This window comes from Hydrogenophaga sp. T2 (assembly GCF_049843535.1).
GTDB lineage: Bacteria > Pseudomonadota > Gammaproteobacteria > Burkholderiales > Burkholderiaceae_C > Hydrogenophaga > Hydrogenophaga crocea.
In genome coordinates, this window is sequence record NZ_JBBHZJ010000004.1 from 330,679 (window position 1) to 344,527 (window position 13,849).

Annotated in this window: 17 protein-coding genes; 6 read left to right on the forward strand and 11 right to left on the reverse strand. The window is 69.9% G+C overall.

The genetic code is table 11. The features are described from left to right. Nucleotides 1–3 precede the first annotated feature (3 nt). Together WDZ95_RS11780 and WDZ95_RS11785 are read right to left on the reverse strand one after the other, a co-directional pair. Entirely contained in the window at nt 4–822 is an 819-nt protein-coding gene (locus WDZ95_RS11780) for a citryl-CoA lyase (RefSeq protein WP_425778601.1), read from the reverse strand. Nucleotides 823–861: 39 nt separating this feature from the next. Then, complete coding sequence (locus WDZ95_RS11785) at nt 862–1,758, reverse strand: dioxygenase (RefSeq protein ID WP_425778603.1); 897 nt, start codon at nt 1,756–1,758, stop codon at nt 862–864. 138 nt (nt 1,759–1,896) lie between these two features. Here WDZ95_RS11785 and WDZ95_RS11790 point away from each other — a divergent pair, with 138 nt between their 5' ends. Next, nucleotides 1,897–2,784 (forward strand): LysR substrate-binding domain-containing protein, encoded by an 888-nt coding sequence (locus WDZ95_RS11790; RefSeq protein ID WP_287468174.1) that lies wholly within the window; start codon nt 1,897–1,899, stop codon nt 2,782–2,784. Nucleotides 2,785–2,796: 12 nt separating this feature from the next. Here WDZ95_RS11790 and WDZ95_RS11795 read toward each other — a convergent pair whose 3' ends face one another. The 7 genes from WDZ95_RS11795 to WDZ95_RS11825 are packed head-to-tail and all read right to left on the reverse strand — an operon-like array spanning nt 2,797 to nt 7,864. After that, on the reverse strand, nt 2,797–3,384 hold the full coding sequence (locus WDZ95_RS11795; protein WP_425778605.1) for a malonic semialdehyde reductase: 588 nt from the start codon (nt 3,382–3,384) through the stop codon (nt 2,797–2,799). A gap of 14 nt (nt 3,385–3,398) precedes the next feature. After that, a complete protein-coding gene (locus tag WDZ95_RS11800) occupies nt 3,399–3,707 on the reverse strand; it encodes a Dabb family protein (RefSeq protein WP_425778607.1) in 309 nt (102 codons plus the stop codon). Between the two features lie 6 nt (nt 3,708–3,713). After that, nucleotides 3,714–4,019, reverse strand: a complete 306-nt coding sequence (locus WDZ95_RS11805) for a YciI family protein (protein WP_166225390.1) — start codon at nt 4,017–4,019, stop codon at nt 3,714–3,716. Between the two features lie 10 nt (nt 4,020–4,029). Beyond that, nucleotides 4,030–5,349, reverse strand: coding sequence for a TRAP transporter large permease (locus tag WDZ95_RS11810; protein WP_425778609.1), 1,320 nt, complete (start codon nt 5,347–5,349; stop codon nt 4,030–4,032). Beyond that, complete coding sequence (locus tag WDZ95_RS11815; RefSeq protein ID WP_425778611.1) at nt 5,342–5,908, reverse strand: TRAP transporter small permease subunit; 567 nt, start codon at nt 5,906–5,908, stop codon at nt 5,342–5,344. The genes WDZ95_RS11810 and WDZ95_RS11815 overlap by 8 nt, the downstream gene beginning before the upstream one ends. Before the next feature lie 10 nt (nt 5,909–5,918). Then, nucleotides 5,919–7,016 (reverse strand): C4-dicarboxylate TRAP transporter substrate-binding protein, encoded by a 1,098-nt coding sequence (locus tag WDZ95_RS11820; protein ID WP_425778613.1) that lies wholly within the window; start codon nt 7,014–7,016, stop codon nt 5,919–5,921. Between the two features lie 20 nt (nt 7,017–7,036). Beyond that, on the reverse strand, nt 7,037–7,864 hold the full coding sequence (locus tag WDZ95_RS11825) for an intradiol ring-cleavage dioxygenase (protein WP_166225381.1): 828 nt from the start codon (nt 7,862–7,864) through the stop codon (nt 7,037–7,039). A 147-nt stretch (nt 7,865–8,011) separates the two neighbouring features. Here WDZ95_RS11825 and WDZ95_RS11830 point away from each other — a divergent pair, with 147 nt between their 5' ends. Beyond that, complete coding sequence (locus tag WDZ95_RS11830) at nt 8,012–8,947, forward strand: LysR family transcriptional regulator (protein WP_166225378.1); 936 nt, start codon at nt 8,012–8,014, stop codon at nt 8,945–8,947. Nucleotides 8,948–9,000: 53 nt separating this feature from the next. Here WDZ95_RS11830 and WDZ95_RS11835 read toward each other — a convergent pair whose 3' ends face one another. After that, nucleotides 9,001–9,183, reverse strand: a complete 183-nt coding sequence (locus tag WDZ95_RS11835; RefSeq protein ID WP_425778616.1) for a hypothetical protein — start codon at nt 9,181–9,183, stop codon at nt 9,001–9,003. A gap of 118 nt (nt 9,184–9,301) precedes the next feature. Here WDZ95_RS11835 and WDZ95_RS11840 point away from each other — a divergent pair, with 118 nt between their 5' ends. After that, nucleotides 9,302–9,535, forward strand: a complete 234-nt coding sequence (locus tag WDZ95_RS11840; protein ID WP_425778617.1) for an addiction module protein — start codon at nt 9,302–9,304, stop codon at nt 9,533–9,535. Continuing rightward, entirely contained in the window at nt 9,532–9,825 is a 294-nt protein-coding gene (locus WDZ95_RS11845) for a type II toxin-antitoxin system RelE/ParE family toxin (protein WP_425778619.1), read from the forward strand. The genes WDZ95_RS11840 and WDZ95_RS11845 overlap by 4 nt, the downstream gene beginning before the upstream one ends. 7 nt (nt 9,826–9,832) lie before the next feature. Here the strand turns inward: WDZ95_RS11845 and WDZ95_RS11850 are convergent, their stop codons facing one another. Then, a complete protein-coding gene (locus WDZ95_RS11850) occupies nt 9,833–11,041 on the reverse strand; it encodes an MFS transporter (RefSeq protein WP_425778621.1) in 1,209 nt (402 codons plus the stop codon). A 97-nt stretch (nt 11,042–11,138) separates the two neighbouring features. On the opposite strand from WDZ95_RS11850, the gene WDZ95_RS11855 reads away from it, so the two are divergent. Together WDZ95_RS11855 and ybaL are read left to right on the forward strand one after the other, a co-directional pair. Next, on the forward strand, nt 11,139–12,053 hold the full coding sequence (locus WDZ95_RS11855) for a LysR family transcriptional regulator (RefSeq protein ID WP_425778623.1): 915 nt from the start codon (nt 11,139–11,141) through the stop codon (nt 12,051–12,053). A 21-nt stretch (nt 12,054–12,074) separates the two neighbouring features. Continuing rightward, entirely contained in the window at nt 12,075–13,799 is a 1,725-nt protein-coding gene (gene ybaL, locus WDZ95_RS11860) for a YbaL family putative K(+) efflux transporter (protein WP_425778625.1), read from the forward strand. Nucleotides 13,800–13,849 lie beyond the last annotated feature (50 nt).

The window sequence follows — 13,849 nt, forward strand, 5'->3', positions numbered from 1 at the left end:
TCCTCAGTCGATCTTCTGCACCGGCACGAAGCCCTCGGGCACCACGCCGATGTAGCGCTCTTCGCGCGTGGCCTGGTAGGACAGCGCGAAGCCGATGGGTTGTTCGAGCTCTTCGGCCATGTGGGCGATCAGGCCCGCGCAGCGCGCGAGCATGGGCACGCCCTTGAGCGCGCGCAGCGGAAAGCCCACGCCCAGCAGCACCGCGGGGATCGCAGCCGACACGTTGAGCTTGAGCGGCTTGCCGATCACCTCGGGCAGCACCGCCTCGACGGCTTCGGCGATCTGCACGAAGCGCTGGCCGCCGCCGGCGCGCTGCGATTCGCGGAACAGCGCGGCCACGCGCGGGTCGCGGTCCTTGTGCACGGGGTGGCCATAGCCCGGCACGGCCTGACCGCGCGAACGCCACTCGGCCACCACGGCGCGCGCCGCGGCCCGCAGGTCACCGCCGTGCTGCGGCGCGGCGCGATCGATCTCGTCGAACAGCCGGCCCGCGGTTTCGGAAGCGCCCAGGATCACCGAGCCGCAGCCCAGGATGCCCGCAGCCACCGCGCCCTGCAGCGCATCGGGCGCGGCCGCCAGGGTCATGCGCGCGGCCTGCACGCTGGGCACCAGGCCGTGCTCGGCGATGGCCACCAGCGTGGCGTTGAGCACGGCGCTCGCGGGCGCGTCGGGCCGGCGGCCGGTGAGCAGCAGGAAGAAGTAGTCGCCGAAGCCGATCTGGCCGATGAGCCCGTTGCACAGGTCCTCGCCGCGCACGACGATGGCCTCGGGGTTGTGGGCGCAGATGGCCGATTGCGGCACGGTGGCCTTGCCGATCTTCAAGACGGTCTCCAGTGAAAGCGGGGAACGGGTGCGGCGCGCTCAGCGCGCGGGCACGAGGCGGAAGTCGTACGTGGCGCTGTGGTACGGGCGGTCCATGGCGCGGCCGTCGGGCGCGGTGCCCGGCGGGTGCGTGGTGAAGGGCACGATCAGGCTGTTGCGCACGCCGAACACGGCATCGGAATCGAGGTAGGGGCTGTCGGCCACGAACAGGTGCGTGGTCACGCTCTGGTGGCCGGGCGCATACACCTTCATGTGGATGTGGCCGGGCCGGTTCGGGTGGCGGCCCATGCGCCGCAGCATGCCGCCCACCGGGCCGTCGTCGGGCACGGGGTAGAAGCTGGGCTTGATCGACCAGAAGCGGTAGCGGCCGTCCTCGTCGGTGTGGAAGCGCGCGCGCAGGCGCATGCCGGCCTCGTCGCCCATCTGCATGTCGTACACGCCCTCGCCGTCGCCCGACCACACATCGAGGCAGCAATTCGCGATGGGCCGGCCCTCGGTGTCGGTGACGCGGCCTTGGTAGTAGGCGGGTTCGCCGGGCATGTTCTCGCCGATGTCGGCGCCCAGCGGCAGCGCGGGCGCGCCTTCCCAGTAGAACGGGCCCTGCACCGTGGCCTCGGTGGGCTGTTCGGCGCCGCCGCCGCCCTGCTGGAAGGCGCGTGCGGCCTTGAGCTGGTTGAGCGCCACCACGAGCATGGAGATGCCCAGCGTGTCCGACAGCAGGATGAACTCCTGGCGCTTGTCGTCGCACATCTTGCCGGTCTCGGTGAGGAACAGGATGGCGTTGATCCACTCCTCCTCGCTGAGCTGCACCTCGCGGATGAAGGCGTGCGCGTGTTTCACGAGCGCGGTCATGACCTGCTTGAAGCGCGGGTCCTGGCAGTCGGCCATGCGATCGATGACGGCCTGGGTGATGTCTTCGGCTTCGAGCTGGGCCATGCGTGTCTCCAATGCGTTTGTTCTGGTGCGCCTGAGGGGAAATCCGTCCGCAGTCTAGGCACCCGGCGACCGCGATGGAAGTGATGAATTTCGACGGCTATGATCGATGGCATCGATCGTCTTTCAAGGGTTTCCCCCATGGAACTGCGCCACCTTCGCTACTTCGAAACGCTGGCCGACACGCTCAATTTCACGCGCGCGGCCGAGCGGCTGCATGTGACGCAGTCGACGCTGTCGCACCAGATCCGCCAGCTCGAGGAAGAGCTGGGCCAGGTGCTGTTCGACCGCACGAACCGCAAGGTGGCGCTGACCGAGGCCGGTGAGCTGCTGCGCAGCCATTTCGTGCCCGCGCTGCAACAGATCGACCGCGGCCTGCAGGCGCTGACCCAGCCGGGCGACGCGCTCGCGGGCGAGCTGCGCATCGCGGCCACGCACAGCTTCAACACGCGGCTGGTGCCGCTGTGCGTGTCGGCCTTCCTGGCCTACCACCCGAACGTGAAGGTGGCGGTCGAAGAGCTGTCGGCCGAGCAGATCGCACGGCGCCTGTCCAGCGGCCACCTCGACCTCGGCGTGTCCTACCGGCCGGCCGACCGGCCCGAGCTCTGGTTCGAGCCGCTCTACAACGAGGAACTGCGCCTGTGCGTGGCCGCTTCGCACCCGCTGGCGCGGCGGCGGCGCGTGCGCATGGTGGAGCTGCACCAGCGCCGCGTGGTGCTGCTGCCCCGGCAGTTCAGCACGCGCGGCCTGCTGGACGAATGCTTCGAGGCGGCGGGCGCGCAGCCGCTGGTGGTGGCCGAGCTCAACTCGATCGCGCCCATGATCGAGCTGATCCGCCAGACGGACCTCGCGGGCATCATTGCCGAGAGCGCGTTCACGCCCTCGCCCGACCTGCGGCTGATCCCGCTGGAAGACCCCTCGCCGATCCGCACGCCCGGCCTGTTGTGGAAGAAGGGGGTGAACCGCTCGCCCACCGTGAAGCACATGGCCTCGGTGATCCGGCGAGCGGCGTCCGGACATGCCGGCTGAGCGTGGGGCCGCTCAGAGCACCTGGCAGGCTTCGTCGAAGCCCAGGCGCGGGTTGCGGTTGAACAGCAGCTTGTCGTCGCCGTAACCGAGGTTGATGAGGAAGTTGGTCTTGTAGCGGCCGTCGGGGAAGAACTCGGCGTCGACCTTGGCGATGTCGAAGCCGCTCATGGGGCCGCAGTCGAGGCCGAGCGCGCGCGCCGCGATGATGAAGTAGGCGCCGCCCAGCGTGCCGTTGCGCGTGGCGGTGGCGCTGGCCATGCCGGCGTTGCCTTCGAACATTTCCTTGGCGCCCTCGCGGTGCCAGACCTTGGGCATGTGCTCGTAGAACTTCGTGTCGGTGGCCACGATGACGGTGACCGGCGCGCTGCGCGTCTTGTCGAGGTTGCCGGGCAGCATGGCCGGCAGCAGGCGCTCGCGCGCGGCCGGGGTGTTGAGGAACACGTAGCGCGTGGGCTGGCAGTTCATCGACGTGGGGCCCAGCGCGGCCAGTTCATACACCTGGCGCAGAAGCGCCTCGGGCACGGGCTTGTCGATGAAGCCGTTGGCCGTGCGGGCCTGGGTGAAGATCGTGTCGAGGGCTTGGGTATCGAGCGGGGTCACAGGGCGAGGTCCTTTCAGTTCGGGGTGTAGTCCACCTGGTGGCGCGCGATGCGCAGGCCTTCGAGTTCCTGCCGCACGCGCAAATGTTCGGGGTGCGAAGCGTAATCGGTGAGTGCCTGGGCGCTGTCGAACTCGGAGTACAGCACCACGTCGCAGGCGTAGTCGACACCGCTGAAGTCGACGCCGATCTCCAGCGTGCGCAGGCCCGGGATGCGGCCGCGCAGGCCTTCGAAGGCGGTCTTGAGGCGCTCGGTGTTGCGCACCTTTTCCTCGGGGCTGGCCCCGAGGATGTTCCACATGACGATGTGCTTGACGAGGGCCATGGGTGCTCAGGCCTGGGGCGGGAAGCCCACCTTCTGCGGCCACAGGTTCTGGAACGCATGCACCGCCACGCTGGCGTACAGGCCGGCCTTGGTGAAGGGCTCGTCGGCCTGCCAGCGCAGGGCGGCCTCGCGGCTGTCGAAGTCGATCGCCAGCACGCTGCCGACCATGGTCACGCCGTCGTCGGCGAGCAGCGGGCCCGCGAAGGCCATGCGGTCGGCCACGGCGGCCAGGTAGGCCTTGTGCTCGGGGCGGATGCGCTGGCGCAGTTCGAGCCCGTTGGGTTTGTCGAGGAGGTGGAAGACGTAGATCATGGATGGCGACTCACATGCGGGCGAGCCAGGTGGACAGGCCCGGGAAGATGGCGAGGATGAACAGCGAGAACACCATGGCGAGCACGAAGGGGAAGGTGCCGGCGAAGATGTCCTTGATGGTGATGCTGGGGTTGTTGAGCGCGCTCTTGACGGTGTAGACCGAGACCCCGAACGGCGGCGTGAGCAGACCGATCTCGACCGCCACCACGGTGAGCACGCCGAACCAGATCTTGTCCATGCCGAAGCTGGCCGCGATGGGCAGCACGATGGGCAGCATGATCAGCATGATCGAGACCGAGTCGATGATGCAGCCCAGCGCGATCACGATCAGCAGGTAGGCCACCAGAAAGCCCCAGGGGCCCAGGCCCATGTCGGTGATGCCGGTGGTGATGGCCGCGGGCATGCCGGTGAGCGCGAGCATGCGGCTGTAGAGCGAGGCCGCCACGATCAGGAACAGCACCGACACCGAGACATAGCCGGTTTCGGTGAGCACGTTCCAGAGCTTGCGCCAGGTGAGGCGGCGGCGCGCCAGCGCGATCACGAAGGCGCCGGCCGCGCCCACGGCGCCGGCCTCGGTGGGCGTGAAGAAGCCGCTGTACAGGCCGCCCAGCACCAGCAGCACCAGCACCAGGATGGGGAAGAACTTGACCGCCGCGCTGGCCCAGGTCTCGGTGTCCTGCTCGGCCGCCGAAGCCGCCTGGCCCGAGGTGTACATGCTGGCCGGGCGCAGGTAGGCCATGCCCAGGATGAGGGCACAGAACAGCAGCGCCAGCAGCACGCCGGGCAGAATGCCCGCGAGGAACATGCGGCCGATCGACTCTTCGGCGATCACGCCGTAGATGATCATGAGCAGCGAGGGCGGGATCAGCATGCCCAGCACCGACGAGCCCGCCACCACGCCCACCGAGAAGCGCGGCGTGTAGCCGTGCCGCATCATTTCAGGCGTGGCGACCTTGGTGAACACCGAGGCCGAGGCGATCGAGATGCCGGTGATGGCCGCGAACACCGCGTTCGCGCCCACGGTGGCCAGGCCCAGGCCGCCGCGCAGCTTGCGCAACAGCCACTGGAACACGTCGAAGGTGTCGCGCCCCACCCCGCTCACGCTCACGAACATGCCCATGAGCACGAACAGCGGCACCACGCCGAACAGGTAGTCGCGGATGGCGTCGTTGGCCGCCGCGCCCACGAAGCGCGCGGCGATCTCGGGCGAGCGCATCAACCACACGGTGGCGAACGAGGTGACGATGAGCGCCACGCCGATGTGCATGCCCAGGACGATGAGGGCCAGCATGCCCCCGATGGCGATGAAGCCCAGCAGCAGATCACTCATGGCCTGCTCCTTGTGCGTGGCCGGCGTCGCGCCAGTCCTGCCAGGCCAGCAGCGCGTACTGCAGCGCGGCCAGGGCCGCGCCCACGAACACCACGATGCGCATGGGCCAGGTCGGGAAGGTGAACACGCCTTCGATGCCGAAGAACTCGTTGTTGGCCCAGGCGCGCTGGAACAGCGGCCAGGTGGCGTAGGCGATCACGCCGCAGGCGAAGATGCCGCCGAGCGAGAACAGCGCACGCAGGCGCATGCCGGCGCGCGGGCGCTTGGCCACGAAGGGGTCGATGAACAGGTCGGCGCGGCTCATGCGGCCGTGGCGCAGCGTGGCGGGCAGCTGCAGGAACACGATCACGATGATGGATGCGGCCACGAGTTCGGCCACGCCGTCGATGGGCTGGTTGAACGCATTGCGCATGAACACGTCGGCGCACATCAGCACCATCACGAGCGCGATCACGATGGAGCCCAGGCCGTTCAGGCCATCGATGAGATGGCCGAACGGACTGGAAGGGGCCGAGGAGACCGGGGCCTCCTCGAGATCGGTGTTGGCTTCGTAGCTCATGAACGGCCGATCACAGGTCCTTGTCCCAGTCGCGCACGGGCTTGGCGCCGCGCTTGCGCAACTCCTCCATGTAGGTCTTGATGATCTGCGCGGCCGGGCCGCGCGAGGCGTTGGCCTTGACCCAGTCGGCCGCGATGTTGGGCATGGAGCGCGCCCACTTCTCGCGCTCGCCAGGGGCCATGGGCGCGATCTTCACCGGCACCGCCTGCTTGGCGCCCTGCTCGCCGATGGCCTTGAGCGCGGCCTCGTAGCGCTGCGCCAGCGTGTCGCCCAGCACGCGCGAGTACTCCAGGCCCACGTCCTTGATGATCTTCTGCACGTCCGGGGGCAGCGCGGCCATGCTGTCCTTGTTGATGGCCATGCCGCCGTTGTAGAGCGCGCCGATGTCGGCCGTGGTCACGTAGGGCGCGACCTCGTAGATCTTGTTGGGCAGGATGCCGGTGGCGATCGAGATCGTGCCCTCGCTCACGCCGGTCTGGATGTCGGTGTAGTAGCTGGTGAGCGAGCCGTCGACCGGCACCGCGCCCGAGCCGCGCAGCCACACGCCCACCGCGCCCGGGGCCGAGATCTTCTTGCCCGCGAGGTCGGCGTAGGTGTTGATGGGCATCTTGGTGAACAGGTGGTAGGTGTCCACGCCGCTGGCGCCCAGGAACACCACGTTGTTCTTGTCCCATTCGGCCTTGAGCGCGGGCACCTTCTCGTTCATCTCGTTGGCCACCTGCAGCAGCATGCGGATGTCGCCGGTGGCGAAGGGCGTGACGGTGGCGAACTGGGTCAGCGGCATCTTGGCCGCTTCGAGGTTGGCGAACACCCAGCCGATGTCGGCAATGCCCGAGCCCACGCTGGCCAGCGTGGCGTTCATCTTGTAGAGCTGGCCGCCGTACGACTCTTTCCACTCGATCTTGTAGCCCTTGCCCAGGGCCTCCACGCGCTTGTTGACCTCGGGCACGAACAGCGTGCTCATGAGGCCCACCCAGGGCAGCGAGGTGGGGTGGCTGGACGCGATGGTGAGCTTGAAGGTCTGTTGCGCCTGGGCGGTGCCCAGGCCGGCGCTCATGAGCGCCGCCGCCAGGGCGGTGGCCACGAAAGTCCGCTTCTTCATCGTCATGGTCTTGTCTCCGGTGGGTATTACTGAGGGGCGAGAACGAAATCGAAATCGAGGGTGATGCGGCCGTCGGGCTGTTCCACCCAGTCGGCCAGCAGCGAGCTGCGCACGCCGAAGACGGCGTCGGAATCGAGGTAGGGATCGCCGTTGCGGAACACGTGCGTGACCAGGGTCTGGTAGCCCGGGGCCTGGATGCGGAAGTGCAGGTGCGCGGGGCGCCAGGGGTGGCGCTTGGTGGCGGTGAGCATCTCGCCCACCGGGCCGTCGGTGGGAATGGGGTAAGGCTCGGCCACCACGGTCTTGAAGTGAAAGCCGCCGTCGGCGCCGCTGCGCAGCACGGCGCGGCCCTGGGGCTGCTCCAGGCCTTCGCGCTGCACGTCGTACAGGCCATCGGCATCGGCCTGCCAGACGTCGATCACCGCGCCGGCCACGGCCTCGCCGCGCGGGCCGCGCACGTGGCCGCTGACCTCGCAGGGCTTGCCGGGCGCGCCATTGGCCACGTCGGCGCCGTGCGGCACCTCGGGCGCGCCTTCCACGTGGAAGGGGCCGAACACCGTGGCCTCGGTGCAGCCTTCGGGCTTCTGGTTGTTGAGCGCCACCGTGAGCATGGACAGGCCCAGCGTGTCCGACAGCAGGATGAACTCCTGGCGCTGGTCGGTGCAGGTGTGGCCCACGCGGGTCAGGAAGTCGATGCCGTAGGCCCACTCGGCCTCGGTCAGTTTCACCTCGCGCGCAAAGGCGTGCAGGTGCTGCACCAGACTGGTCAGCACCTGCTTCAGTCGCGGGTCGGGCGTGGCGGCCAGGCGGGCGATGACCGCCTGGGTGATGTTGTCCTGGTTGAGGTTGCGCACCGTCTTGTCTCCGTGGGGCGTGCCGTGAGGCCACCGTGGCGGCAGAATGTAGGCGGCACGAAATGGAAAACCAATGCCGCGGAACGAAAAGACTTTTCCGCCGCGCGCAAGAAAACCAGGGACAACCCGGAGACACACTCGAAAGCGATGGACCGCTGGACCGAGATCGAACTGTTCGTGCAGGTGGCCGAAACCGGCAGCCTGTCGCGCGCCGCCGAAGCGCTGAACCTGAGCAACGCGAGCGCGAGCCGCCACCTGGCCGCGCTCGAAGAGCGCCTGGGCGCGCGCCTGGTGGAGCGCAACACGCGCCGCCTCTACCTCACCGACACCGGCCAGGAGTTCTTCCAGCGCGCGCGCAACATCCTGGGCGACCTGCGCGACGCCGAGTCCGACGTGAACGCCGCCGCGCTCAACCCCACGGGCGTGCTGCGCGTCACCGCCTCGCTGAGCTTTGCGATGCACCACATCGCGCCGCTGCTGCGCGGCTTCACCGAGCGCTACCCCAACGTGAGCGTGCACGTGGAGGCGGCCAACCGCTACCTCGACATCATCGACAACAACATCGACGTGGCGATCCGCACGCGCGAGTACGAACCCGACAGCAACATCACCATCCGCCGGCTCGGCCAGACGCGGCGCATCCTCGCGGCCTCACCGGGCTACCTCGCCAAACACGGCTTTCCCAAGGGGCTCGACGACCTGCAGCGCCACAAGCTGCTGGTGTACCTGCACGCCAACACGCCCAACGAACTGCGCTTCACGCACGTGGACAGCGGCCGCCAGCAGACGGTGCAGATCAAGGGCCTGCTCGAAACCAACGACGGCCAGATCGTGCGCGCCGCCGCGCTCGACGGCATGGGCATCCTGATCCAGCCGAGCTACATCGTCTACGACGACATCGTGGCCGGCCGCCTGGTGCCGGTGCTCGAAGACTGGGACCTGCCGCACCTCACCATCAACCTCGCCTACCCGAGCCGCAAGCACCTGAGCGCCAAGGTGCGCGCCTTCATCGACTTCATGGCCGAGCACTTCGCGCGCATGGACTACGAGCGCAAGTGGACCGGGCGCTTCGCGGTGTACTGAGCGCGCTGAACGAAGCGCGCTGAACGAAGCGCGGTGTGCGGGCGCGCGCGGGCTCAGCCCGCGGTCACGCCCATGAGTTGGTCCTTGCGCGCCTGCGGGGCGTCGCGCAGGGCCACGAGGTCGAGCCGGCGATCAGCGCCTTGGCGCTGGCGTGCTCCCCCGCGGCCTCGGCCAGCGGCGCGGTGTTCGGCACCGAGCAGGTTGCAAGCGTCGGCGTCGGTGCGCAGGTGGGTCATGGGAAGGCTCCTCGTGGCTGGGTCGAACAGCGTCCGGCCACCGGACCGCCGCGACCGGCAAGCGGGGTGCCCGCCCAGGCCTGCACTGCTAAACTGTCCAGCCCCACTGGAGCCCGCCATGCCCCATGACCTGCTCGCCGAACTGACCGCACGCGCCCAGTCGCTTGCGCCCGAAGAGCGGGCCCAGCTGGCCGAAGCCTTGCTGGCCAGCCTCGATCCGCACGTGGCCGACGTGGAAGCCAGCTGGGACATCGAGCTCAAGCGCCGCATCGCCGATGTCGAGCAAGGCAGCGTGGCACTGGTGCCGATCGAAGAAGGCTTTGCCCGCGTGCGCCGCTCGCTCGGCACATGACCCTGGCGGTCTTTCATCCCGAAGCCCTGCGCGAGCTTCAGGAGCAGGCCGCGTATTACGAGCAGCAATCATCCGGTCTGGGTGAGCGCTTCCTGGCACAGGTGGAGGCCGCTGCCCGCATCGCCGTCGCCATGCCGGGGGTGGGCAGCCCTTACCGCCACGGAACCCGGCGGGTGTTCCCGAAAGACTTCCCCCACTCGGTGGTCTATTGCATGGTGGGCTACCGCCTGGTGATCCTCGCCATCGCGCCGTTTCGGCGCAAGCCCGGCTACTGGCGCACCCGCCTGTGACGCGGCCTCACCCCCGCCAGCGCCACACCGCCGCCGCCGCCGAACTCAGCGCGCCGATCGCGGCGATCGACAGCCAGCCCCACTGCGCGAGCGCGAGCGTGCCGATCAGCGCGCCGCCGGACATGCCGATGAACATGCCGGTGAACAGCAGCGCGTTGAGGCGGCTGCGTGCGGCCGGGTCGAGGCCGTAGATGGTGCTCTGGTGCGCGATCAGCGCGGCCTGCACGCCAAAGTCGAAGCCGATTGCCGCCACCACCAGCAGCGCGAGCTGCCCGGCCACCGGCAGCAGCGCCATGCCGGCCATGGCCGCATAGGCCAGGGCCGCGATGGCAGCGCCCAGGATGGCCACCCGCCGCGGGCCGCGGCGGTCCGAGAGCCGGCCCGCGATGGGGGCGGCGAGTGCGCCCGCGGCTCCCGCGAGGCCGAAGGCGCCGGCCACGCCGCTGCCCAGGCCGAACTGGTGGTGCAGCATCACCGCCAGCGTCGACCAGAAGGCGCTGAATCCCAGCGCCAGCAGGCCTTGTGCGACGGCCGCTCGGCGCAGCACGGGGTGGGCGCGCCACAGGCCCACCATCGAGCCGAGCAGCGCGCGGTAGCCCAGCCGCGTGGTGGGCGCGAAGGCCGGCACCCAGGCACGCACCGCGAGCGCCAGCAACAGCAAGGCCGCGGCCGACACGAAGAACAGCGTGCGCCAGCCCGCGGCCGCCGAGACCGCGCCGGCCACCACGCGCGAGAGCAGGATGCCCAGCAGCAGCCCCGTCATCACCGTGCCCACGGCCTTGCCGCGGTGCTCGGGCGGCGCCAGCGACACGGCCGCGGGCACGAAGTCCTGCGCGAGCGTGGCCGTGAGGCCCACGCACAGGCTGGCCACGAGCAGCCAGCCGATGCCGGGTGCCAGCGCGCTCGCGAGCAGGCTCAGGGCCAGGAGCACCGCCTTCACCAGCATCACCTGTCGGCGGTCGTGGCGGTCGCCGAGCGGCGCGAGCAGCAGGATGCCCAGCGCGTAGCCGAGCTGCGTCAGCATGGGCACGGCGCCGATCGCGCCCTCGCCCGCGTGCAGGCCGCTGGCCATGGCGGGCAGCATGGGCTGGCTGTAGTAGAGCGAGGCCACGCTGACGCCGGCGCCGGTGGCCAGCAACAGGGTGAGCGCGAGCGGTGGCGCGGCCGCGGGCGCGGGGGACGCGTCGATGGCATGCGTGACAGGAATGGAAGACATGGGATGAGCAACCAGATTTGAACGATGGGCGCGATTGTTCCCCTGGACATCGGGCGCGGATAGACTGCGGCACGAACAATCCTCATACGCCCAACGCATGAAAGAAAGCCCTCTCGCCGGCGACCGGCTCGAACTGCTGCAGACCTTCGTGCGCATCGTGGAAAGCGGCAGCCTGTCGGCCGCAGCGCAGCGCCTGGACACCACCCAACCCACGGTGAGCCGCCGGCTGCAGGCGCTCGAGCGCCACTTCGGCGTGCGGCTGCTGCACCGAAGCACCCATGCGATCACGCTCACGCCCGATGGCGAGCGCTGCCTGGCCATGGCGCGCGCGCTGATCGACGAATGGGAGGCGCTGCAGGAATCGCTGCGCGGCCCGCGCAGCGCGGCCAGCGGCACGCTCAAGGTGCTGGTGCCGCACGCACTCGGTCAAACGCAGCTCGTGGCGCCGCTGGCGCGCTACCTGCGCGCCCACCCCGGCGTGCGCGTGGAATGGCTGCTCAGCGACCGCCACCCCGATTTCGTGGCCGAGGGCATCGACTGCGCGGTGCAGGTCGGCGAGATCAGCGACCCCAAGCTGGTGGCGCTGCCGCTCTACGAGCTGCCGCGCATCGTGATCGGCTCGCCCGCCCTGCTGGGCGGCCGGCCCGTGCCGCGCACGCCCGAGGCGCTGCGCGCCCTGCCCTGGCTCGCGCTGCAAACCTTCTACCGCGACGACGTGGTGCTCAGCCCCGTGGGCGGCGGCCCGGCGCAGACCATCGCCATCCGCCCGCGCCTGAGCACCGACAGCCTCTACGCGCTGCGCAGCGCCGCGCTCGAAGGCCTGGGCGCGGCCGTGGTCTCGGCCTGGCTGGTGAGCGACGAGTTGCGCGACGGCCGGCTGCTGCACCTGGCCCCGGGCTGGGCCGCCGCGCCGTTGCCGGTGCACCTGGTGTACCCGTACGCGCGCTTCCAGCCCGCGCGCCTCAAACGTTTTCTGGAGGTCTTCAAGGCCCACGGCCCCCAGCCGGCATGACTTTTGCGCGACACTGACCGCATGCACGGCCAGCTCACGCTCATCAACACGATCGCCGCCGGTCTCGGCCTGGCGCTGGTCCTGGGCTTTCTCTGCACCAAGGTGCGGCTGCCCGCGCTCGTGGGTTACCTGCTCGCGGGCGTGATCATCGGCCCCCACACGCCCGGCTTCGTGGCCGATGCCGGCATCGCGGCGGAGCTCGCCGAGATCGGCGTGATGCTGCTGATGTTCGGCGTGGGCCTGCATTTCTCGCTCGACGACCTGCTCTCGGTGCGCAAGATCGCGCTGCCCGGCGCGGTGGTGCAGATGCTGGTGGCCACGCTCATGGGCATGGGCATGGCGCTGTGGTGGGGTTGGGACCTCGGCCCCGCGGTGGTGCTGGGCATTTCGCTCTCGGTGGCGAGCACGGTGGTGCTGCTGCGCGCGCTCGAAAGCCTGGGCATCCTGGGCTCGATGACGGGGCGCATCGCGGTGGGCTGGCTGGTGGTCGAAGACCTGGCCATGGTGCTGGTGCTGGTGCTGCTGCCCCCGCTCGCGGGCTTCCTGGGCGGCGTGGCGCCCGACAACGGGGCGGGCGCCGAATCGGTCTGGAGCACGCTGGGCCTCACGCTGCTGCGCGTGGGCGGCTTCGTGGCCGTGATGCTGCTGATCGGCCGCAAGTTCTTCCCCTGGGTGCTGTGGCAGGTCACGCACACCGGCTCGCGCGAGCTGTTCACGCTGTGCGTGGTGGCGGCGGCCGTGGGCATCGCCTTCGCCTCGGCCGAGCTGTTCGGCGTGTCGTTCGCGCTCGGCGCCTTCTTCGCGGGCATGGTGCTGCGCGAGTCCGAGTTCAGCCACCGCGCGGCGCAGGAATCGCTGCCGCTGCGCGACGCTTTCGCGGTGCTGTTCTTCGTGTCGGTGGGCATGCTGTTCGACCCCTACGTGCTGGTGAACGAGCCGGTGCACGTGCTGGGCGTGGTGGCCATCATCATCGTGGGCAAGTCGCTCGCGGCCGCGGCCCTGGTGCTGGCGCTGCGCTACCCGCTCAACACCGCGCTCACGGTCTCGGCCAGCCTGGCGCAGATCGGCGAGTTCTCGTTCATCCTCGTGGGCCTGGGCGCGCAGCTCGGCCTCATGCCCGACGAAGGCCACAGCCTGGTGCTCGCGGGCGCGCTCATTTCCATCGCGCTCAACCCGCTGCTGTTCAAGGCCATCGGGCCCCTGCGCGAGCTGCTGCGGGCGCACTCGCTGCTGGTGCGCCGGCTCGAGGCGCGCGACGACCCGCTGGCCGAGCTGCCGCGCAGCACCGAGGCCAAGTACCTCTCGCGCCAGGTGGTGCTGGTGGGTTACGGCCGCGTGGGCCGGCGCATCGCCGATGCGCTGCGCGCCGTGGGCCAGCCCTTCGTGGTGGCCGACCAGAACCGCGACATCGTGGAAGGCCTGCGCGCGCGCGGCATGGCCGCGGTCTGGGGCAACGCGGGCGAGCCCGAGGTGCTGATCCAGGCGCACATCGCGAACGCGCGCATGCTGGTGGTGGCCGCGCAGGACACGCTCTCGCTGCACCAGATGATCGAGACCGCGCGCACGCTCAACCCCGAGATCCGCATCGTGGTGCGCTCGCACAACGAAGACGAGGCCGAGCGCCTGATGGCCGAGGGCGTGGACACGGTGTTCCTCGGCGAGGCCGAGCTCGCGCAGGCCATGGCCCGCCACGTGCTCGCGCCGCCGGCCAGCGGCGCCGCGGCCCCGGCGGTGCACGCCACCTGATGCCCCCGGGCCAGGCCCCGTCCGGGCGTCTTCCGTAGAATGCGGGCCTT